Annotated in this window: 20 protein-coding genes; 19 read left to right on the top strand and 1 reads right to left on the bottom strand. The window is 68.9% G+C overall.

Annotated elements, in window-relative coordinates; translation table 11 throughout:
* The 19 genes from MEICH_RS25060 to MEICH_RS0113555 all read left to right on the top strand — a co-directional run.
* Positions 1-1,099: carbohydrate ABC transporter permease (locus MEICH_RS25060; RefSeq protein WP_157202832.1), on the top strand; the 1,099-nt coding region annotated here is incomplete at its 5' end.
* Positions 1,089-2,318: a carbohydrate ABC transporter permease gene (locus MEICH_RS0113640; protein ID WP_157202782.1), complete on the top strand. Its 1,230-nt coding sequence runs from the start codon at positions 1,089-1,091 to the stop codon at positions 2,316-2,318. The genes MEICH_RS25060 and MEICH_RS0113640, both read left to right, overlap by 11 nt.
* 212 nt (positions 2,319-2,530) lie before the next feature.
* The gene (locus MEICH_RS0113635) at positions 2,531-5,017 is read left to right on the top strand and encodes a cation-translocating P-type ATPase (protein ID WP_027893100.1); all 2,487 of its coding nucleotides are present in this window, start codon (positions 2,531-2,533) and stop codon (positions 5,015-5,017) included.
* Between the two features lie 149 nt (positions 5,018-5,166).
* Positions 5,167-6,429: an ABC transporter substrate-binding protein gene (locus MEICH_RS0113630; protein ID WP_027893099.1), complete on the top strand. Its 1,263-nt coding sequence runs from the start codon at positions 5,167-5,169 to the stop codon at positions 6,427-6,429.
* Positions 6,430-6,690: 261 nt separating this feature from the next.
* Positions 6,691-7,683, top strand: a complete 993-nt coding sequence (gene gap / locus MEICH_RS0113625; RefSeq protein WP_027893098.1) for a type I glyceraldehyde-3-phosphate dehydrogenase — start codon at positions 6,691-6,693, stop codon at positions 7,681-7,683.
* Between the two features lie 116 nt (positions 7,684-7,799).
* Positions 7,800-8,987: a phosphoglycerate kinase gene (locus MEICH_RS0113620; RefSeq protein WP_027893097.1), complete on the top strand. Its 1,188-nt coding sequence runs from the start codon at positions 7,800-7,802 to the stop codon at positions 8,985-8,987.
* Between the two features lie 274 nt (positions 8,988-9,261).
* Positions 9,262-10,737, top strand: coding sequence for a PQQ-dependent sugar dehydrogenase (locus tag MEICH_RS0113615; protein WP_051304154.1), 1,476 nt, complete (start codon positions 9,262-9,264; stop codon positions 10,735-10,737).
* Complete coding sequence (locus tag MEICH_RS28785; RefSeq protein ID WP_027893095.1) at positions 10,734-11,054, top strand: c-type cytochrome; 321 nt, start codon at positions 10,734-10,736, stop codon at positions 11,052-11,054. The genes MEICH_RS0113615 and MEICH_RS28785 overlap by 4 nt, the downstream gene beginning before the upstream one ends.
* 250 nt (positions 11,055-11,304) lie before the next feature.
* Positions 11,305-12,072: a triose-phosphate isomerase gene (gene tpiA / locus MEICH_RS0113605; RefSeq protein ID WP_027893094.1), complete on the top strand. Its 768-nt coding sequence runs from the start codon at positions 11,305-11,307 to the stop codon at positions 12,070-12,072.
* 45 nt (positions 12,073-12,117) lie between these two features.
* The gene (locus MEICH_RS0113600) at positions 12,118-12,456 is read left to right on the top strand and encodes a nucleoside triphosphate pyrophosphohydrolase family protein (RefSeq protein WP_027893093.1); all 339 of its coding nucleotides are present in this window, start codon (positions 12,118-12,120) and stop codon (positions 12,454-12,456) included.
* A gap of 21 nt (positions 12,457-12,477) precedes the next feature.
* A complete protein-coding gene (locus MEICH_RS0113595; RefSeq protein ID WP_027893092.1) occupies positions 12,478-13,653 on the top strand; it encodes a pyridoxal phosphate-dependent aminotransferase in 1,176 nt (391 codons plus the stop codon).
* Positions 13,654-13,861: 208 nt separating this feature from the next.
* On the top strand, positions 13,862-14,899 hold the full coding sequence (gene pdhA, locus MEICH_RS0113590; protein WP_027893091.1) for a pyruvate dehydrogenase (acetyl-transferring) E1 component subunit alpha: 1,038 nt from the start codon (positions 13,862-13,864) through the stop codon (positions 14,897-14,899).
* Entirely contained in the window at positions 14,896-15,894 is a 999-nt protein-coding gene (locus MEICH_RS0113585) for an alpha-ketoacid dehydrogenase subunit beta (RefSeq protein ID WP_027893090.1), read from the top strand. The genes pdhA and MEICH_RS0113585 overlap by 4 nt, the downstream gene beginning before the upstream one ends.
* A gap of 243 nt (positions 15,895-16,137) precedes the next feature.
* Positions 16,138-17,250 (top strand): hypothetical protein, encoded by a 1,113-nt coding sequence (locus tag MEICH_RS27235; protein WP_157202781.1) that lies wholly within the window; start codon positions 16,138-16,140, stop codon positions 17,248-17,250.
* A gap of 215 nt (positions 17,251-17,465) precedes the next feature.
* A complete protein-coding gene (locus MEICH_RS0113575; protein ID WP_027893089.1) occupies positions 17,466-17,669 on the top strand; it encodes a hypothetical protein in 204 nt (67 codons plus the stop codon).
* A gap of 3 nt (positions 17,670-17,672) precedes the next feature.
* Positions 17,673-17,819 carry a hypothetical protein gene (locus tag MEICH_RS28780; protein ID WP_157202780.1) on the top strand — a complete coding sequence of 49 codons (147 nt, stop codon included), beginning with the start codon at positions 17,673-17,675 and terminating at the stop codon, positions 17,817-17,819.
* Positions 17,816-18,043 carry a helix-turn-helix transcriptional regulator gene (locus tag MEICH_RS25050; protein ID WP_036218564.1) on the top strand — a complete coding sequence of 76 codons (228 nt, stop codon included), beginning with the start codon at positions 17,816-17,818 and terminating at the stop codon, positions 18,041-18,043. Before MEICH_RS28780 ends, MEICH_RS25050 begins: the two co-directional genes overlap by 4 nt.
* Positions 18,027-18,602 carry a hypothetical protein gene (locus tag MEICH_RS0113560; RefSeq protein ID WP_027893088.1) on the top strand — a complete coding sequence of 192 codons (576 nt, stop codon included), beginning with the start codon at positions 18,027-18,029 and terminating at the stop codon, positions 18,600-18,602. The genes MEICH_RS25050 and MEICH_RS0113560 overlap by 17 nt, the downstream gene beginning before the upstream one ends.
* 40 nt (positions 18,603-18,642) lie before the next feature.
* Positions 18,643-19,422, top strand: a complete 780-nt coding sequence (locus MEICH_RS0113555; RefSeq protein ID WP_027893087.1) for a potassium channel family protein — start codon at positions 18,643-18,645, stop codon at positions 19,420-19,422.
* 11 nt (positions 19,423-19,433) lie between these two features.
* Here MEICH_RS0113555 and MEICH_RS25045 read toward each other — a convergent pair.
* A partial coding sequence (locus MEICH_RS25045) for a class I SAM-dependent methyltransferase (protein WP_036218563.1) occupies positions 19,434-19,913 on the bottom strand: 480 nt, incomplete at its 5' end.

Here is a 19,913-nt window from a genome sequence, read left to right as displayed (position 1 = left end):
GCTGGCGGTGGCGCGGCTGCCGCGGCGCACGCCCCTCACCCTGGCCGGCGGGCTGCTGGTGCTGGCGGGGGCGGGGCTGGGCTACCTCGAGCCCTGGCTCGTGCTGTTGAGCCCGCTGGGTGCGCTCCTGGCCTTCGCAGGGGCGCAGGGGCAGCTCTCCGAGCGGGAGCAGGCGAGCTTCTGGGGCTGGCTGCTGGTGTGGCCGGCGGTGGGACTGCTGCTGGTGTGGCAGGTGCTCCCGGCGGTCTACGCGCTGTGGCTGTCCTTCCTCGACCGCTTCAACTTCATCGGGAACAGCCGCTTCGTGGGGCTGCTGAACTACGAGATCCTCCTGACCCGCGACCCGCTGTTCTGGAAGGCCATGAGCAACACCTTCTGGTTCGTGGCCTTCACGGTGCCCGTTGGGATCGGCCTCGCAACCCTCACCGCCATCCTGCTCAACGAGAAGGTGAAGCTGCAAGGGCTCTTCCGCACGCTGTACTTCCTGCCCTACATCACCGCGCTCACCGCGGCGGCGGCGGTGTGGGACTGGATCTACAACCCCGAGTTCGGCTTCCTGAACTGGCTGTTGGGCACGCCCGGCTTCCAGTGGCTGAGCACGCCGGAGGGGATCTTCGCGCGGCTGCTGGCGCCGCTGGGGGTCAAGCTCAGCGGGTTCTGGGCCGGGCCCAGCGTGGCCTTCGTGGCGGTGATGGTGATGAGTATCTGGCACTTCCTGGGCTACCAGGTGGTGGTGCTGCTGGCGGGCCTGCAGAACATCCCCAAGGAGTACTACGAGGCCGCCGAGCTCGACGGGGCGAGCTGGTGGCAGAAGGTGCGCTTCATCACCTGGCCGCTGCTCTCCCCCACCACCTTCTTCCTCTTCACCCTCTCGCTCATCGGGGCGTTCCAGGTGTTTACGCAGGTGCTCATCCTCACGCCCACCGGCGGGGTGCTGCAGGACACCCTGACCATCGCGCTCTACCTCTACAACAAGGGCTTCCGCGACTCCAACTTCTCCTACGCCTCGGCGCTGGCGGTGGTGGTGTTCGTGGTGATTCTGGTGCTGACGCTGGTGCAGCGGCGGGTGCTCGAGCGGAGGGTGACTTATGAGGCCTAAGCCCCTGCGCTGGCGGGCCCTGCTGGGTCAGATCGCCGTCTACGCCGTGCTCATCGCGGGTTCGGTGGTCATGGCCTTCCCCTTTTACTGGATGCTCTCCACCAGCCTCAAGAGCCCGCAGGAGGCCCAGCAGGCCGTGCCGGTGTGGGTGCCCGAGCGGCTCAAGCCGGCCAACTGGGCCGCGGCGGCCCGGCTGGGGGCGCAGGGGGGCTCGAGGTGGTGGGGCGGCTACCGGGCCGGGCGCAGCGTGGTGCTGCGGGTCTATACGGGCGAGAAGGGCCCCGAGCCGGTGGTCACCATCCCCACGCCCCCGGCGGCCTTCTCCGACCCCCGGGCCGACAACACCCGCGTCGAGACGGCCTTCAAGGACGGCTGGTGGGAGGTCACGCTCACCAACGGCGGGCAGGAGTCCTTCCGGCTGCTGCCGGTGCGGATGCACATCGCCAAGAGCTACCGGGAATTCCGCCCCGAGCTGCAGCCCGACAGCGTCAGCAGCCGCGGCGAGGACTGGGAGCTGGGCTGGAGCAACCTGGCCCCCGGCGTGCTGGGCTACGTGTTCCACAACTTCCGCGAGGCCTGGTACACCGCGCCCTTCGGCCGCTACTTCTTCAACAGCTTCTTCACCGCGCTGGCGCAGGTGCTCGGCGGCCTGGTCATCGCGGCGATGGCGGCCTTCGCGCTCGCCCGCATCCCCTTCCCCGGCAAGGAGTTCGTGTTCAGCCTGATCATCGCCACCCTGATGATCCCCGGCGAGGTGCTGCTGATCCCCAACTACATCCTGCTGGCGCGGCTCGAGTGGCTCGACACCTACTACGCCCTGATCGTGCCCTGGCTGGCCTCGGTGTTCGGCATCTTCCTGCTGCGCCAGTTCTACCTCTCGCTGCCGCAAGACCTCTTCGACGCCGCCCGCATCGACGGGGCGACCTACTGGGCCCAGCTCTGGCGCATCGCCCTGCCGCTGTCGGTGCCGGGCATGATCACCTACGGCATCTTCACCTTCCTGGGCGCCTACAACGCGCTCTTGTGGCCGCTGATCGTGACGAACTCGCCGGAGATGCGCACCATCCAGCTCGGGCTGCAGTCCTTCATCGGGGAGGCGGGAAGCGACTACGGCGGGCTGATGGCGGCCTCGACGCTCTCGATCCTGCCGATCGTGCTGGGGTACTTCCTGGCGCAGAAGCAGTTCATCCAGGGCGTGGCGAGGAGCGGGATCAAGTGAAGGGCAGAGCCGCTCAGGTCATCGACCGGCTGCCGCCTGCCCGTCCTCGCCGAGGGCCCCTCCAGGCTCGAGCCGGATGAAGTGCGCGCGTCTGAGCGCGCCGGCCGGAGCGCCCCCGCCTGAGGGCGAGACCCGGGATCATCCTCCCTCCCCGAACGTGAGATAATCCCGGCGAACACCGCCGGACGCAGGGCCGCGGCTCGAGGAGGCGCATGAAGCACGGGGGGCTGTCCCACCAAGAGGCTAAGGCGCGGTTGGGCGAGTATGGCCCCAACGCCCTCCCGGAGAAGCCGCTCGAGCCCATCTGGGCCCGGTTTTTCCGCCAGTTCCGCAGCCCCCTCATCTACATCCTGCTTTTCGCTCTGCTGTTCGACCTGGGGCTGTGGCTCTACGAGGGCACCCGCGGCGTGCCCGTCGAGGCGCTGACCATCGGGCTGATCCTCCTGCTCAACGCGGGCCTGGGGGTCTACCAGGAGTACCGCTCGGAGGGGGCGCTGGCCCGCTTGAAGGAGCTGGCCGCCCCGCAGAGCTGGGTGCTGCGCGAGGGGGAGTGGCTGCACCTGCCGAGCCGGGAGATCGTGCCGGGGGACTGGGTGCGCCTGGAGGCCGGGGACCGAATCCCCGCCGACGGGGTGCTGCACGAAGCCCAGGGAGTGATGCTCGACGAGTCGGTGCTCACCGGGGAGTCGCTGCCGCAGGACAAGGCGGCGGGGCAGGAAGCCTTCAGCGGCACCCTGCTGGTGCGGGGGACGGCCCTGCTGGAGGTCGGGCGCACGGGCTCGCACAGCACCATGGGCAAGCTGGCCCTGATGCTGGGCGAGATCGAGGCCGGCAAGACCCCCCTCGAGCAGCGGCTCGAGCGCTTCGGCCACCAGGTCGCCCGCTGGGTGCTGGCCCTGGCGGCCCTGATCGCGGCGGCCGGCCTGCTGGCGGAGGGGCTGGAGCAGTTCGACGAGGTCGTGGTGTTCGCGGTGGCGCTGGCGGTGGCCGCGGTCCCGGAGGGGCTCCCGGCGGTGCTCACCCTCACCCTGGCCCTGGGCGTCGAGCGCATGGCCCGGCGCAAGGCCGTGGTGCGGCGCCTGGCCGCCGTCGAGGCGCTGGGCTCGGTCACGGTGATCGCCACCGACAAGACCGGGACCCTGACCGAGAACCGGATGGAGGTGCGCCACCTCGACTCGCCCGACCCCGCTCGAGCCCTCCAAGCCCTGGCCGTCGCCAACGACGCCGACGAGGCCGCCGGGGCCGGGGACCCGCTGGAACTGGGGATCATGCGCTTCGTCCGGGCCCAGGGAGTGGACGCAGCGGCCCTCCGGGGGCTCCCGCGCCGCTCGAGCCGCCCCTTCGACAGCGCGTGGAAATACATGCGGGTCACGGTGGAGGAAGGCGGAGAGCTCACCAGCCACCTCAAGGGGGCCCCGGAGGTCTTGCTGCGCCGGAGCCGCCTAAGCCCCCAGGAGCGGCAGTCCTGGGGCGAGAAGGCGCTCGCCTACGCCGGCGAGGGCCACCGGGTGCTGGGCGTGGCCGCCGGGCGGGGGGAAAGCGAGGAGGGCCTGGACTTCCTGGGCCTGGTGACCTTCTGGGACCCCCCCCGGCCCGAAGTCCCCGCGGCGATCGCCAAGGCCCGGGAGGCCGGGATCCGGGTGCTGATGGTCACGGGCGACCACCCGGCCACGGCCCTCGCCATCGCCCGGCAGGTCGGGATCCATAGCGAAGGCGTGCTGACCGGGGAGGACCTGGAGGACTACACCGCCGAAGCCCTGCAGCAAGCCCTGCGGGAGGTCAACGTGTTCGCCCGGGTGCGCCCCGAGCACAAGCTGCGCCTGGTGCAGGCCCTGCAAGCCCAGGGGGAGATCGTGGCGATGACCGGCGACGGCGTCAACGACGCCCCGGCCCTCAAGCGCTCGAACGTCGGGGTGGCGATGGGCCAGCGCGGCTCGGACGTGACCCGCGAGGTGGCCGACCTGGTGTTGCTGGACGACAACTTCGCCACCATCGTGGCGGCGATCGAGGAAGGGCGCAGCATCTACGAGAACATCCAGAAGTTCCTGCGCTTCTTGTTCTCCACCAACCTCTCGGAGGTGCTGCTGGTCGCGCTGGGCGCCTTCATCGCCTTCTTCCTGGGGCTGCGCGAGGCCGACGGCTCGCTCCTGCTCCCGCTCACGGCGGTGCAGATCCTGTGGATCAACCTCATGACCGACGGCCTGCCCGCGCTCACGCTGGCGCTGGACAAGAACCCCGCGGTGATGCAGCGCCCCCCCAAACCGCCCGACTCTCCCCTGCTGGACCTGGCTTCGCTGCGCTTCGTGCTGATCTCGGGCGGGGTCAAGGCGCTGCTGGGCCTGGGCTTGCTCGGGCTGGTGCCGCGGATGGGGAACTCGCTCGAGACCGCCCGCAGCGTGGCGTTCCACTTCATGGCGATCGGGCAGCTCTTCTTCGGCTACCCCTCGAGGCGCACCGAGGTCTCCCCGCCCCCAAACCCGGCGCTCCACCTGGTGGTGCTGCTGGGGATCGGGGTCCAGGTGCTGGTGGGAGTCTGGCCCGCAACCGTTCAGGCTTTCGGGACCGTCATGCTCCCGCTGCCCCTGTGGGGACTGGTCCTCGCCGCCGCGCTCTCGGCCTGGGCCCTGGCCGAACTCATCGGGCGGTGGTTCTGGCGCGGCAAACGAAGCGGTTATGAAAGCCAAGGGACCCCCGGTTAGGCCGGTGACTAAGGGCGGGGGGCTAATAGCCGCCAACACCCCTGCCTCCTACCCGGTGCAACCGGCGCCGGGCATTCGGCTTCCGGCCTTCGCCATGACATAATCCTGACAAGCACTACCGAATGTAGGGCTGTAATCGAGGAGGAAGCATGAAACGGAGTTTCGCGCTGTGGCTGTCGTTGGGGATCGTTGGCTTAGCCGTGGCTCAGCCCAAAGCCGAGGACGTGATCAAGGAGCAGTGCGCCAAGGCCGAGGTGGTGGCCGAGCTGTGGCACGGCTTCACCGGGGGCGCGCCCAAGGCGGCGCTCGAGAACCTGATCGTGGAGTTCAACCGGGGCAAGGGCGGCAGCGCCTGCGTGCGGCCGGTGCCGCAGGGGAGCTACCGCGACCTCTCCACCAAGCTCAAGGCCGCCTTCGCGGCGAACAAGGTGCCGGCCATGGCGCAGGCCTTCGAGAACAACATCGCGCTGTACCTCGAGGGCGACGCGGTGCTGCCGATCTCGAGCCTGGGCCTCGACCTCAAGGGCCTCAACCCGCTCTTCGTCAACGCCACGAAGATCAAGGGCCAGGTCTACGGCGTTCCCTTCAACAAGAGCGTCCAGATCATGTACTACAACAACGACCTCTTGAAGAAGTACGGCGCCAAGGTGCCCACCTCCATCGATGAGTTCGTGGCGACGGCCAAGCGCCTGTCGGAGGGCGAGAAGACCCCGGTCTACTTCTTCGTGCCCGACGCTTCCACGTACGCCTACTGGTTCTTCACCCGCGGCGGCAACTACCTGCAAAACGGCAAGCTGGTGCTCAACTCCAAGGTGGGGGTCGAGACGCTGGAGTTCTTGGTGAAGGGCGTCAAGGACGGCTGGGCCAAGCCCATCACCCAGGGTTTCATCAACGCCAACTTCGGCTCGGGCACCTTCGGCTTCTCCACCGACACCTCGGCGGGCTACAGCTTCTACAAGAGCGCGGCCAAGTTCGACCTGGGCACCGCGCCCCTGCCCGGCAAGACCGGCAAGCAGCCCGGCTACGCGCTGGTGCAGGGCACCAACCTCATCGTCTTCAAGCAGGCCGACGCCAAGGAGCGCGCGCTGGCGACCGAGTTCCTCAAGTTCGTGATCAGCCCGAAGGCCCAGGCGGTGTTTGGCGTGGCCACCGGCTACGTGCCGGTGCACCTGGGCTCGGGCGCCGACGCCACCGTGACCCGCTACGTCAAGGAGAACCCCTGGTTCGGCACCATCCTCACCCAGAGCCGCTACGCCCGCTTCGAGCCGGCCATCGCCGAGTGGGAGCAGATCCGCTTCGACATCCTGGGCCAGGCCATCAAGGAGGCGGTGCTGGGCCAGGCCACGCCCAAGGCCGCGCTGGACAAGGCCCAGAAACAGGTGGACGACCTGCTGGCGGGCCGCACGCGGTAACGAGCCGAACGCCAGAAGACGGTCCGTGGTCAAAGGTTTTTTCCCGCAGACCGCGAGCCACAAGCCACGGGCTTTCCGCCTTTAGCTATTGGCTATCGACGCTAAAACCGAATTGGGACATTACTCCGCTCGAGGCTCTTCTCGGGCGGGGTAATCTATGGCAGGTGCGCTGCTTGGACACGGTTCAGGAGCAGCCGGGTTGAAAAAGTGGGGTATAGTGTGACGGCTGCTGTGAGGCAGAACCCCACACAGGGAGGAACTATGCGCGTAGGAATCAACGGATTCGGTCGTATCGGTCGCCAGGTGTTCCGCATCCTCGAGGAGCGCGGCGTGGAAGTGGTCGCCCTCAACGACCTCACCGACAACTCCATCCTCGCCCACCTGCTGAAGTACGACTCCAACTACGGTAAATTCCCCGGCAGCGTCAGCTACGACGAGAACAACATCGTCGTCAACGGCAAGACCATCCGGGTCTACGAGGAGAAAGACCCCGCCGCCCTGCCCTGGGGCGACATCGGCGTGGACATCGTCATCGAGTCCACGGGGCGCTTCACCAAGCTCGAGGCCGCCGAGGCCCACCTCAAGGCCGGGGCCAAGAAGGTCATCATCAGCGCGCCGGGCAAGGGCGACATGCTCACCGTGGTGATGGGCGTCAACGAGCAGGAGTACGACCCCGCCAAGCACCACGTCATCTCCAACGCGAGCTGCACCACCAACGGCCTCGCCCCCGTCGCCAAGGTGCTCAACGACCGCTTCGGCATCGAGAAGGGCCTCCTGACCACCGTCCACGCCTACACCGCCAGCCAGAGCCTGGTAGACGCCGCCAAGGACGACCCCCGCGACGCCCGCGCCGCCGCGCTCAACATCGTGCCCAGCGAGACCGGCGCGGCCAAGGCCGTGGGCCTGGTGATCCCCGAGCTCAAGGGCAAGTTCGGCGGCATGGCCTTCCGCGTGCCCACCAGCACCGTGAGCGTGGTGGACTTCACCGCCGTGCTCGCGCGCGAGGCGAGCAAGGAGGAGATCAACGCCGCGATGAAGGAGTACGCCGAGGGGCCCATGAAGGGCATCCTGGCCTACACCGAGGAGCCTTTGGTGTCCTCCGACCTCAAGGGCGACCCCCACTCCTCCATCTTCAGCGCCCTCGACACCTTAGTGGTGGGCAACCTCGCCAAGGTGGTGAGCTGGTACGACAACGAGTGGGGCTACTCCTGCCGCGTGGCCGACCTGACGCAGTACATCGGCAGCAAGCTGTAGCGACGCGAGACGCAAGACGCCAAACGCGAGTGGCCATCGGCCATCAGCCATTGGCTATCGGCTATCGACTATCGGCTATCAGCTATCGACTATCGACATATTCCATGAGGTGAACCATGCGTACCCTCAAGGACTTCGACGCATCCGGTAAGCGGGTATTGGTGCGGGTAGACTTCAACGTGCCCGTGAAGGAGGGCAAGGTCAAGGACGAGACCCGCGTCTCGGCGGCCATCCCGACGCTCAAGCACCTGCTCGAGCAGGGCGCCACGCTGGTGCTCTTCAGCCACCTGGGCCGGCCCAAGGGCGGCTTCGAGGAGGCCAGCAGCTTGGCCCCGGTGGCGCCGGTGCTCGAGAAGCACCTGGGCCGCCCCGTGACCTTCATCGGCGGCAGCGCCGAGCTGACCCCGGCCTCGGAGGCCACGCTCGAGCGGGTCAGGGCCTTGCCTGAGGGCTCGGTGGCCCTGCTGGACAACGTGCGCTTCGAGGCGGGCGAGGAGAAGAACGACGAGGGGCTGGCCCAGAAGTACGCTCGCCTGGGCGAGGCCTTCGTGCTCGACGCCTTCGGCAGCGCCCACCGCGCCCACGCCTCGGTGACGGGGGTCGCGAAGTACCTGCCGAGCTACGCCGGGCTGCTGATGGAGCGGGAGGTCTCGAGCATCAAGCGCGTCATCGACAACCCCGAAAAGCCCTACTGGGTGGTGCTGGGCGGGGCCAAAGTCTCCGACAAGATCGGGGTGATCGAGAACCTGCTGCCCCGCGTGAGCGGGATGGTGATCGGCGGGGCGATGGCCTTCACCTTCATCAAGGCCCAGGGCGGCAAGGTGGGCAAGAGCTTGGTGGAGGACGACAAGCTGGAGCTCGCCCAGGAGTTGCTGAAGAAGGCCGCCGAACTCGGCGTGCGGCTGCTGCTGCCCAGCGACGTGGTGGCCGCGCAGAAGATCGAGGCCGGGGCCGAGACCCGCGTCATGCCCGCCCACGACATCGAGGAGGGCTGGATGGGCCTGGACATCGGCCCGGAGAGCGCCAAGACCTTCGCGGCGGCGCTGCAGGGGGCCAAGACCGTGCTGTGGAACGGCCCGATGGGCGTCTTCGAGGTGGACGACTTCGCCAAGGGCACCCTGGCCGTGGGCGAGGCCATCGCCGGGCTGCAGGGGGCCTTCACGGTGATCGGCGGGGGCGACTCGGTGGCGGCGGCCAACAAGCTGGGCGTGGCCGAGGAGTTCAGCCACGTCTCCACCGGCGGCGGGGCCAGCTTGGAGCTGCTCGAGCTCGGCACCCTGCCGGGCATCGAAGCCCTGTCCTGAAACAGGAAACGGCCCCGGGGGTGGACACCAGGTCCACCCCCGCGGTCTTATACCAGATTCGGTCAGTCCGTCGCCGTCCGGCGACGGACTGACCCGACCGAAGGGATACGCTTTCTTCGCCGACCGTCAGGGAGGGGTGTGCTCTGGGATTCAAAAAGATAACCTCTGGGATCTTTGGATTTGGATGATTATCTTTTTGAATCCGGTATTATGCCTCAGGCAGGACTCAGCCCGGGTAAAGGAAAAGCTCAAGCCCCCGCACGAGAGTGCGGTCATGCGGCGGTGGGGGCTATGGTTGGGCCGCCTGGCCCTGCTGGGGCTGGTGGCGGGGCTGGTGTTCGCGCTCAAGTCGTGCTACTTCATCGCGCCCTCGTCGGGCGGGGGCCAGACCGCCTTCGACCCCCCGCGCCGGGTGAACCCGGCCGACGTGCAGCTCCCCCCGGGCTACCGCCTCGAGGCGGTGGCGCAGGGGCTCACCTTCCCGGTGGCCGTGGCCTTCGACGGCGAGGGGCGGGTGTACGTGCTCGAGGCCGGCTACTCCTACGGCGAGGTGCGCACGGTGCCGCGGCTGCTCGAGGTGCGCCCCGGGGGCGAGCCGCGCGAGGTGGTGCGCGGCGACAACCCGCCCTGGAACGGGCTGAGCTACCACGAGGGGGCCTTCTACATCGCCGAAGGCGGCGAGTTCGAGGGCGGGCGCATCCTGCGGCTGCGGGACGGGCAGCTCACCCCCCTCGTCACGGGCCTGCCCAGCGTGGGCGACCACCACACCAACCGCGCGGTGATGGGGCCGGACGGCTACCTCTACTTCGGCCAGGGCACCGCCACCAACTCCGGGGTGGTGGGCCCGGACAACTACGACTTCGGCTGGCTCCAGCGCCGCCCCGACTTCCACGACACCCCCTGCAAGGACGTGAAGCTGGCCGGGCGCAACTTCGAAAGCCCCAACCCCCTCACCCCCGACCCGGGCGACAAGGCCGTGACCGGGGCCTTCCTGCCCTTCGGCACGCCCAGCCGGCCGGGCCAGGTGGTCCCAGGACGGCTGCCCTGCAACGGCGCGGTGCTGCGGGTGCGCCCGGAGGGCGGGGCGCTCGAGCTCGTGGCCTGGGGCTTCCGCAACCCCTTCGGGCTGGCCTTCAGCCCCGACGGCACGCTCTACGTCAGCGACAACAGCTACGACGAGCGCGGCAGCCGCCCGGTCTTCGGCACCGGCGACGTGCTGTGGCGGGTGGAGCCGGGGGCCTGGTACGGCTGGCCCGACTTCCACGCCGGGCGCTCGCTGCTCGAGGCCGACCACTTCACCTCGCCGGGCGAGTCCCCGCCCGGCCACGTGCTGGCCGAACACCCCGGCACCCCGCCCAAGCCCGTCGCCCTGCTGGGCGTCCACGCCTCGGCCAACGGCTTCGACTTCTCGCGCAGCGCGGCCTTCGGCTTCGCCGGGCAGGCCTTCGTCGCCGAGTTCGGGGACATGTCGCCCGGGGTGGGCAAGGTGCTGGCCCCGGTGGGCTTCCGGGTGGTGCGGGTGGACCCGGCCACGGGGGCCGTCTACGACTTCGCCGCCAACAAGGGCGACAGCTTCGCCCCGGCCTCCAAGCAGGGCTCGGGGGGCCTCGAGCGCCCCGTCGACGCCCGCTTCAGCCCCGACGGCAGCGCGCTGTACGTGGTGGACTTCGGGGTGATGACCGTGGGCGAACGCCCCCAGCCGCAGCGAGGCACCGGCGTGCTGTGGCGCGTCACGCGGGAGGGGCCGTGAGGGGTCTGCTCGCGCTCGCGCTCCTGCTGGCGGCCTGCGCCCCCCAGCGGGTGAGCATCGCCAACTACCCCGAGCTCGAGGCCACCCGCGGCGAGGCGCTGTTCATGCGCTATTGCCACCAGTGCCACCCCAACGGCGCCGCCGGCCTGGGCCCCTCCCTCAACGATAAGCCCCTCCCCGGCTTCCTCATCGCCCTGCAGGTCCGCGTCGGCCTGGGTGCTATGCCCGCCTTCGGCCGCGACCTCATTTCCGACGCCGAGTTGGACGAACTCGTGGCCTACGTGCAGGCGCTGCACCGGGTGGCGGGGGAGCGGTGAGGGTTGGTGGGGGTCGATGGTCGATAGTCGATAGCTGATGGCCGAACGCTGAACGCGGGTCGTACGGCGTACGGCGTACGCAAGACGCAAGACGCAAAACGCCAGACGCCTTGTCGCCCCCTTAGCAAGGGGGGCTGGGGGGGATAAACCCTCCCCGTACGCGGGGAGGGGCAACCACGGGCCACTAGTCTTTCGCTGACGGCCGACGGCTTCCCGCCACATTTCCCGTTTGCCTTAGTATTGGAGCCGTATGCGCAAGACTCTCGTCGCTGGCAATTGGAAGATGTATAAGACGCCCACCGAGGCGAAGGCTTGGTTCAAGGAATTGCTGCTCAAGATTCCTGCCTCCCTCCCGGCAGAGGCCGCGCTGATGGTGCCCTTCCCCTTTCTCCCGGCGGCGCAGGAGGTGCTGCTCGGGACGGCGGTGGGGTACGGGGCGCAGGACGTGTCGGCGCACCTCGAGGGGGCGTACACGGGCGAGACCTCGGTGCGGATGCTCGCGGACCTCAACTGCAAGTACACCATCGTGGGGCACTCCGAGCGGCGCAGCTACCACAAGGAGTCGGACGCGCTGGTGGCCGAGAAGGCCAAGCGGCTGCTCGAGCACGGCATCACCCCCATCCTGTGCGTGGGGGAGCCGCTCGAGGTGCGGGAGGCCGGGAACGCGGTGGAGTACACGCTCAGGCAGCTTCAGGGGAGCCTCGAGGGCGTGCCCATCGACGACTTCGACCGCCTGGTGGTCGCTTACGAGCCGGTCTGGGCCATCGGCACCGGCAAGACCGCGACCCCCGAGGACGCCGAGGCCATGCACCGCGAGATCCGGGCCTGGTTCGCCCAGCAGTTCGACCTGGCCTTCGCCAACGGGGTGCGCATCCTCTACGGCGGCTCGGTCAAGCCCGACAACGCCGCCGCGCTCTTCGCCCAGCCCAACATCGACGGGGGGCTGGTGGGCGGGGCCAGCCTGCAGCTCGAGAGCTTCCTGGCGCTGCTCGAGGCCGCCCCGCGCAGCAAGGCCTGAAGCTTTTTGACGAAGCCTAAGGCCCGTGGGTAGGCTGGGGCCAGCATGAAGCTTCAGGACTTCGACCACTACCAGCGCGAGTCGCGCAAGACCTGGAACCTGGTGCACACCGACCACCCCATCGTCTACCCCACCCTGGGGCTGGCCAACGAGGCGGGCGAGGTCGCGGGCAAGGTCAAGAAGCTCTTCCGCGACAAGGGCGGGCACATCGGCGAGGCCGACCGCGAGGCGCTCAAGCAGGAGCTGGGCGACGTGCTGTGGTACCTGGCCCAGATCGCCACCGAGCTGGGCCTGAGCCTGCAGGAGATCGCCGAGGCCAACCTGCACAAGCTCTTCAGCCGCCTCGAGCGCGGCCAGATTGGCGGGGAGGGCGACAACCGCTGAAGGGCGCGGTATCTTGACGCTATGCCCGCGCTTCACCCCCGCACCAAGGTCACCACCGAGAGCATCTTCTCCCGGATGAGCCGCCTGGCGCTCCAGCACGGCGCGATCAACCTGGGGCAGGGTTTCCCCTCCAACCCGCCGCCCGAGTTCCTGCTCGAGGCCGCCCGCCGGGCGCTGGGCCGCGTGGACCAGTACACCCCGCCCCCCGGCCTGCCCGCTTTGCGCGAGGCCCTGGCCGAGGACCTGGGGGTGACGCCCGAGCAGGTCATCGTGACCGCCGGCGCCACCGAAGCGCTCTCCTCGCTCGCCGACTCGCTCTACGGCGAGGGCGACGAGGTGGTGATGCTCGAGCCCTACTTCGACGCCTACCTGCCCCAGACCCTGATGGCGGGCGCTAAGCCCGTGCTCGTGCCCATGCGCCTGTGGCACACGGGCGAAGCCCGTCCCGACGGGGGGTCGCCCAGGAGCGGCTGGGAGCTCGACCTGGAGGCGCTCGAGGCCGCCATCACCCCGCGCACCAAGGTCCTGCTGCTCAACAGCCCCTACAACCCCACCGGCTCGATCTTCTCACGGGAAGAGCTCGAGGCCATCGTGGCCCTGGCCCGCCGCCACGACCTCTGGGTCATCAGCGACGAGGTGTACGACGAGCTGTACTTCGGCCAGGCCCCCACCCCGCTCCGCGCGCTGGCGCCCGAGCGGGTCTTCACGGTGGGCTCGGCCGGGAAGCGGCTCGAGGCCACCGGCTGGCGCATCGGCTGGATCGTCACCCCGCCCGGCCTGGCCCCCGAGGTGGCCGGGATGCGCCAGTGGTCGAGCTTCTGCTCGGCCGCCCCCTTGCAGGCCGCCGTGGCCGAGGCCCTGCCCATCGCCCGCGCCGAGGGTTTCTACGCCGAGCTCCGGGAAAGCTACGGCCGCCGCAAGGACCTGCTGGCCCAGGGGTTGCGGGGCATGGGCCTCGAGGTCTTCGAGCCTCAGGGCACCTACTTCCTCACCGTGCGCATGCCCGAGATCGGCGCCGAGGTGCTGGTGCAGGAGGCCCGCGTCGCCATCATCCCCGGCAGCGCCTTCTACGCCTCGAGCCCGCCCCCGCAGGGGCTCTACCGCTTCGCCTTTTGCAAGACCGCTGACGACATCGCGCAGGCGCTGGAGCGGCTCGAGCGCTTCTTGCGGGTGCGAGTGATAGCCGATAGCCCATAGCCGGTAGCTGATAGCCAAGCGCAAGACGTAAGACGTACGCCTTGGCCCTAGACCCTCGACCCTCGGCAAACCACGAGCTGACGGCTGACCGCTGATGGCTTACTACTTCTCTTGTGCCTTATTTCACGATAAATCTAGCTCGTGAGTTTTTTCTTTGCATCGAGTTGATCCCCGTGGACCTAACGGGCGTTAGGGTAAACTAGGCTTCGTGGACACAGTTCGTTATCTCGATGATGACGGAAAGCCCTTGCGGGACATACCTCTGAGCGAGGAGGAGCTGTTGCGGGGCTACCGGGCGCTGCGGCGGGCCCGGCACTTCGACGAGCGCGCCCTGGTGTTGCAGCGGCAGGGGCGGCTGGGGGTTTACCCTCCTTTCCGGGGGCAGGAGGCCGCGCAGGTGGGGGTGACCCTCAGCCTGGAGAAGTCGGACTGGCTGTGCCCGAGCTACCGGGAGACGGCCGCCGCCCTGACCTTCGGGATGCCGCTGTCGAGGCTGATCCTCAACTGGCGGGCCGACCCCGCGGGCTGGCGCATCCCCGAAGGGGTCAACATGATCCAGTTCTACATCCCCATCGCCACCCAGGTGCCCCAGGCCGCGGGGCTGGCCTACGCCGAGAAGCTCAAGGGGAACAGCGCGGTGGCCGCGGTGTTCATCGGCGACGGGGGGACCTCGGAGGGCGACTTTCACGAGGGGCTCAACTTCGCCTCGGTCTTCGACGCGCCGCTGTTGATCGTGGTGCAGAACAACGGCTGGGCCATCAGCGTGCCCACCCACAAGCAGATGAAGGTGCAGCGCGTGGCGCTCAAGGCCCAGGGCTACGGCATCCCCGGCGTGACGGTGGACGGTAACGACCTGGTGGCGGTGTGGACGGTGGCCCGCAAGGCCGCGGCCAGGGCCCGCGCCGGGGAAGGCCCCACCCTGATCGAGGCCCTGACCTACCGCGTCGCCCCCCACACTTCCTCCGACGACCCCGGCCGCTACCGCACCGAGGACGAGGCCGAAGCCTGGAAGAAGCGCGACCCCGTCGCGCGGATGCGGGGTTGCCTGGTGTACTTGGGGCTGTGGGACGACGAGAAGGAGAAAGCACTCGAGGAAGAGCTCGAGGCCGAGTTCGTGGCCGGGGTGGACGAGGCCGACCAGGCCCCTGAGCCCAAGCCCTGGGAGATCGTCGAGCAGGTCTACGCCGAGATGCAGCCCGACCAGCAGGCGGCGTGGAACTACCTGCGCACCGGAGGTGAGGCATGATCGCCGAGCGCGGCACCCGCGTGATCAACCTGGTCCAGGCGGTGAACGAGGCGCTGGACCTCGCCCTCGAGCGCGACCCCCGGGTGGTGCTCTTCGGCGAGGACGTGGGCAAGATGGGCGGGGTTTTCCGGGCCTCCGACGGCCTGCAACCCAAGTACGGCGAGAAGCGCGTCTTCGACACCCCGCTCGCCGAGAGCGGGATCGTGGGCTTCGCCATCGGCATGGCGATGGCCGGGCTGCGCCCGGTGGCCGAGATCCAGTTCGCGGGCTTCCTCTACCCCGCCCTCGACCAGATCCTCTCGCACTTAGGCCGCATGCGCCACCGCACCCGGGGCCGCTTCACCATCCCGCTGGTGATCCGCGCCCCCTACGGCGGCGGGGTCAAGACCCCCGAGCAGCACGCCGACAGCCCCGAGGCCATCCTCTGCCACGTCCCCGGCGTCAAGGTGATCATCCCCAGCAGCCCCGAGCGGGCCAAGGGCCTGCTGCTGTCGGCCATCGAGGACCCCGACCCGGTGTTCTTCCTCGAGGCCATCAAGCTCTACCGCGGCGTGAAGGCCGAGGTGCCCGAGGGCTACTACACCCTGCCCATCGGCAAGGCCCGCGTGGTGCGCGAGGGGGGTGCCGCGACGCTGATCGCCTACGGCGGCATGGTCGAGGTGTGCCAGAAGGCCGCCGAGGTGGCCGCGCGCGAGGGGGTGGAGCTCGAGGTCATCGACGTGGAGACCCTGGTCCCGCTCGACACCCCGACCCTGGTGGAGTCGGTGGCCAAGACGGGCCGAGCCGTGGTGGTCTATGAGGCCATGCGCACCGGCGGCTTCGGCGCCGAGATCGTCGCCCGCCTCGCCGAGGAAGCCACCGACTACCTCGAGGCCCCCGTCGTCCGCGTGGCCGGCTGGGACGCGCCCTACCCGCCCTTCAGCGCCGTGGAGAACTTCTACCGCCCCGACACCAAGCGGGTGCTCGAGGCGGTGCGCAAGGTGCTGACGCACTGAGAGCGCTTCCCACGAATACCCTCAGGCGTTTTCGGGGGCTGCGAGAAGCACCGGGACGCGCTAAAGCAAAGCCCACTGGTTTTCTCCAGTGGGCTCGTTGTATTTTAGACGCACTGCAACTTTTGGGCGGCTCCGTTGAGGGCGCTCGAGGGGGTGGGGATGCGACTGTTGAGGCGTTTTGCAGCATTGACCGCCGTCTGTCTGGGGCTAGCCGCTGCTTCCACCGATACTTTTCGCGAAGTCTTGACGAGGCTCAACACCGCCTGGGACTCCGGGCATTACCTCAGCGCGCTGGCCCAGGCCGAGGCGGCGTTCAGGGAGCCACCACCGGGTCAGGACCGCGATTTCTTCGCCCAAGTGCTCGCCTGGGCCCGCTCCTACGTGGGAGATACCCAGGGGGCCAGGGAGGCTTTCGGCAGCGCCTTCCCGGCCAGTCCGGTCACGGGAATACCCAAGGATGTCCGGCAGGAAGAAGCCGTTGGGGCCATCGTCCGGGCCGCCAGGGAGCGGCGGGTAGTGATACTGAACGAGGCCCATCACGTCCCCATGCACCGTGCGTTCGCCCTGCGCCTGGCCCTGGCCTTGCGGGAGGAAGGCTTCGCCTACTTCGCTGCGGAAACCTTCCTGCCCGGCGTGGCCGAACTCGCCCGCAAGGGCTACCCGAGCCTGGGGATGGGGCACTACTCCAAGGAGCCGGTCTTCGGCGACCTGATCCGAAACGCGATGAGGGTAGGTTACCGGCTCGTGCCTTATGAGCAGGAAGAGGGCTACACGACGGTAGCGGCACGGGAGCAACGTCAAGCCATCAACCTCATGCAACGGGTCCTGCAACGCGACCCCAGCGCGAAGGTGTTCGTCTACGCCGGGTTCGACCACGTCCTCGAGCGCCCCGACCGCGCGGGCAACGTGTGGATGGCCCAGCGACTCAGGGAACTCACCGGCATTGACCCCTTGACCATCGACCAGACCCGGCAGGCCGCTTTCCCGCTCACCGGCTCCGTGGTCCTGCGGTCGGCCGACGGAAGCTTCCGGGCACTGGGGGAACACACGGGCAAGGTAGACGTGCAGGTCTTCCACCCGCCCGAAACCTACGCGAACGGGCGGCCCGTCTGGCTGCGCGACTGGCTGGGCCGGCGGCCGGTCGAGGTGCCGCCCGATGTCATCCCCGGCGACCAACGCGTACTGGTACAGGCCCTCGTGGCGGGCGAGGGCAGCGACGCGGTGCCCTACGACCAGGTCGTGCTCGAGCCCGGTAGGGAAACTCGCCGCTTGATGCTCGAGCCGGGCCGCTACGAACTGGCGGTCCAGGACGAGTCAGGCCGGGTGCTCGCACGGCGGAGCCTCGAGGTGCGCTGACCCGCCCTAAGAACAATTAAAAGGTGGCTATAAGGGCCTGGCTGATTTCCCCCTTACAGTCATCGTCTTCTCCCGCGCAGCGTAGACTTGCCCGCGAAAGTTACTTGCACTTGCACCTCGAGTTCGGGAATCCGCCAAAAACCTGACAAGTAAGCTTGACAGGTTGTCGTTGATCCTTTACTCTGCTGTCAAGCTTCCTTGACAGGGGGTGGGCGATGAACCAATGGCACCTGTTCGAAGCTGAGGCAAAGGCGAAGGTGGAGCAACTGCAAGCCGACGCCTTACGGCAGCGCCTCCTTGCCCCGGTGGGCGTGCCCGCCTGGCGCAGCGCGCTTGCAGGGATGCTCGTGGTTATGGCCCGGCGGCTCGACGGGCGGCTCGAGGTCCGGCGCGTGAGCCTGAAGCTGGGAGAGGGGTAAGCCATGCTGTGGTTTGTCCTGATCGTCGCGGCTCTCCTCGTGGTTATGTCGCTGTGGTTGCGTCACAACGCGCGGGAGGACGAGTTCACTCGGGGGCTCCGCCGGCAGGGGCTCGAGTACGGGTACGGCTGGTGGAGGCTGCGCCGGTGAAGAACCGCCTGCGGGTTTTACGGGCGGAATACGGCTGGAGCCAGGCCGACCTGGCCGAACGGCTGCAGGTTTCGCGCCAGACCGTCAACGCCATCGAGACCGGGAAGTACGACCCGAGCTTGCCGCTGGCGTTCAAGATCGCCCGGCTGTTCGGCCTGACCATCGAGGACATCTTCGAGGACGAGAGCACGACCGAGGAGGCGAAGCATGTTGGTAAAGCGTAAGTACGAGGTCAACCTCGAGTGGCCCCTCCTCCTGCTGGCGGGCCTGATCGCCTGGCGCTATGGCGGCTACGTCACCGCGCAGGTCGTGGCCTGGGGCATGGTGGCGATCCTGCTCGTCGCCTTCGCGCTCTTGAGCCTCGTCACCTCGACCAACCCCTACCATTCGTCGGTTCAGATCGGCGGGGTGAAGGTGGAGAGCCGGGTTAGCCCCCTGCCTTCCCGGCGCACGCTGCTCACGCTCGGGGCGGGGGCGCTGGCCTTCGTTTACCTCGCCTGGCACGGGCACCCCTGGGCGCTCGTGGGCGCGGTGGCGCTGCTGCTACAGCTACTGCCCGCAACACCCTCGCTGTGGGACGAGTACGTGGCCGACGTGCTACGCCGGGCGCTGGTCCAGGCTGGCTTCGCCGGGATGCTGGCGGCGGTGCTGGGCGCGGTGTTCGGGGTGAGCGCCCTCGAGGTCGCGGTGCTGGCCCTGAGCGGCTACCTGCTGACGCTGCAGCTCTACCTTTACCGCTGGCAAAAGGCCCAGGGCACCGGGGGCGAGGCAAGCGGCGCCTGAAACTCAGCCGGCGCTCCGCTGGCCCTTCTACGCTGGGGGCATGACCGACCCCAAAACCCCTGAAGCGCGGCTGGAACTGGCTCGAGACCTCTTCGAGCTGCCGATGGCGGTGCTCTCGCTGGCGATGCTGGGGCTGGTGGTGCTCGAGGTGGCGCTGCCGCTCTCCCCGGGCGCGGCGCGGGCCGTCGAGGCGGCGCAGTGGGTGATCTGGGGGGCCTTCACCCTCGAGTACTTCACCTTCCTGCTGCTCTCCCCCGACAAGCTGGCCTACGTGCGCAAGAACTGGTTCGGGCTGCTCACCGTGATCCTGCCGTTCTTGCGGGTGTTCCGCGCCTTTCGCGCGGTGCGGGCCGTGCGGGCCCTGCGGGCGGTGCGCGTCGCCAACCTGACCCGGCGGGGCGCGGTGCAGTTCCGAAGCCTGTTGCAGTGGAGCAGCTTCGCCTACTTCATGACCGTGGTGGTCCTGCTCATCTTTCTGGCCCCGGCGGCGATGGTGTGGCTCGAGCCGGCGGGCGAGCTCGGCAGCTACGGGGCGGCGCTGTGGTGGGCGGTGGGCGTGGTGACGACCATCGGCTCCTCGCTCGAGCCCCAGACCCTCGAGGGCCGCCTGCTGGCCGGGCTGCTCTACGTGCTGGGCCTGGCGGTCCCGGCCTACCTGGGCGGGGTGATCGCCTCGACGCTCGTCGGGCAGCGGCAGCAGGACGTGGGGGAGGCCCGGCCCGAGGAGGGCGAGGGGGTGCGGGGCCTCGAGGAGCGCCTCGAGCGGCTGGAGGCCAAGCTCGACCGGCTGCTGGAGGGCAGGCCGGGCGGCGGGGCCTGAGCCGGGCCGCCCTAGCCGACGATTCCCCGCACGGCCCAGGCCCGGGCCTTCAGCGCGATCGAACCGTCGTCCGCGGTCGGGAGGCGCTCGCGGAGGTGGTCGCGCAGGCGGGCTCGGGCGTCCTCCTCGAGCGAGGCCACGTAGCCGGGGGCGGGCCCCTGCCCGCCCAGGAAAGGCCCCCAGTAGTCCTCGAAGCTGGCGAAGGGGGTGGGCACCTCGAGGGCGGTCCCCTGCACCTCCAGCAGCCCGGCCCCGGCGAAGAGGGCGGCGAGGGCGTCGGGGGCGCACAGCGGGAAACGCACGGCCTCGTCCAGGCGCGCGGCAGCCGGGTCCAGCGCCACGGCCGTTTTTTTTTTTTTTTTTTTTTTTTTTTTGCCCTCGGCGTAATCCCACACGTAGGCCCCCACGGTGCCGTCGGGGGCGGTCACCCGTACCATCTCGGCCAGCGCAGCGGACAGGTCAGGGATGAAGTTGAGGACCAGCCCGGACAC

This window comes from Calidithermus chliarophilus DSM 9957 (assembly GCF_000430045.1).
Classification (GTDB): Bacteria; Deinococcota; Deinococci; order Deinococcales; family Thermaceae; genus Calidithermus; species Calidithermus chliarophilus.
The sequence above is the reverse complement of the archived record's forward strand: the minus strand, read 5'-3'. Positions and strand labels throughout refer to the sequence as shown.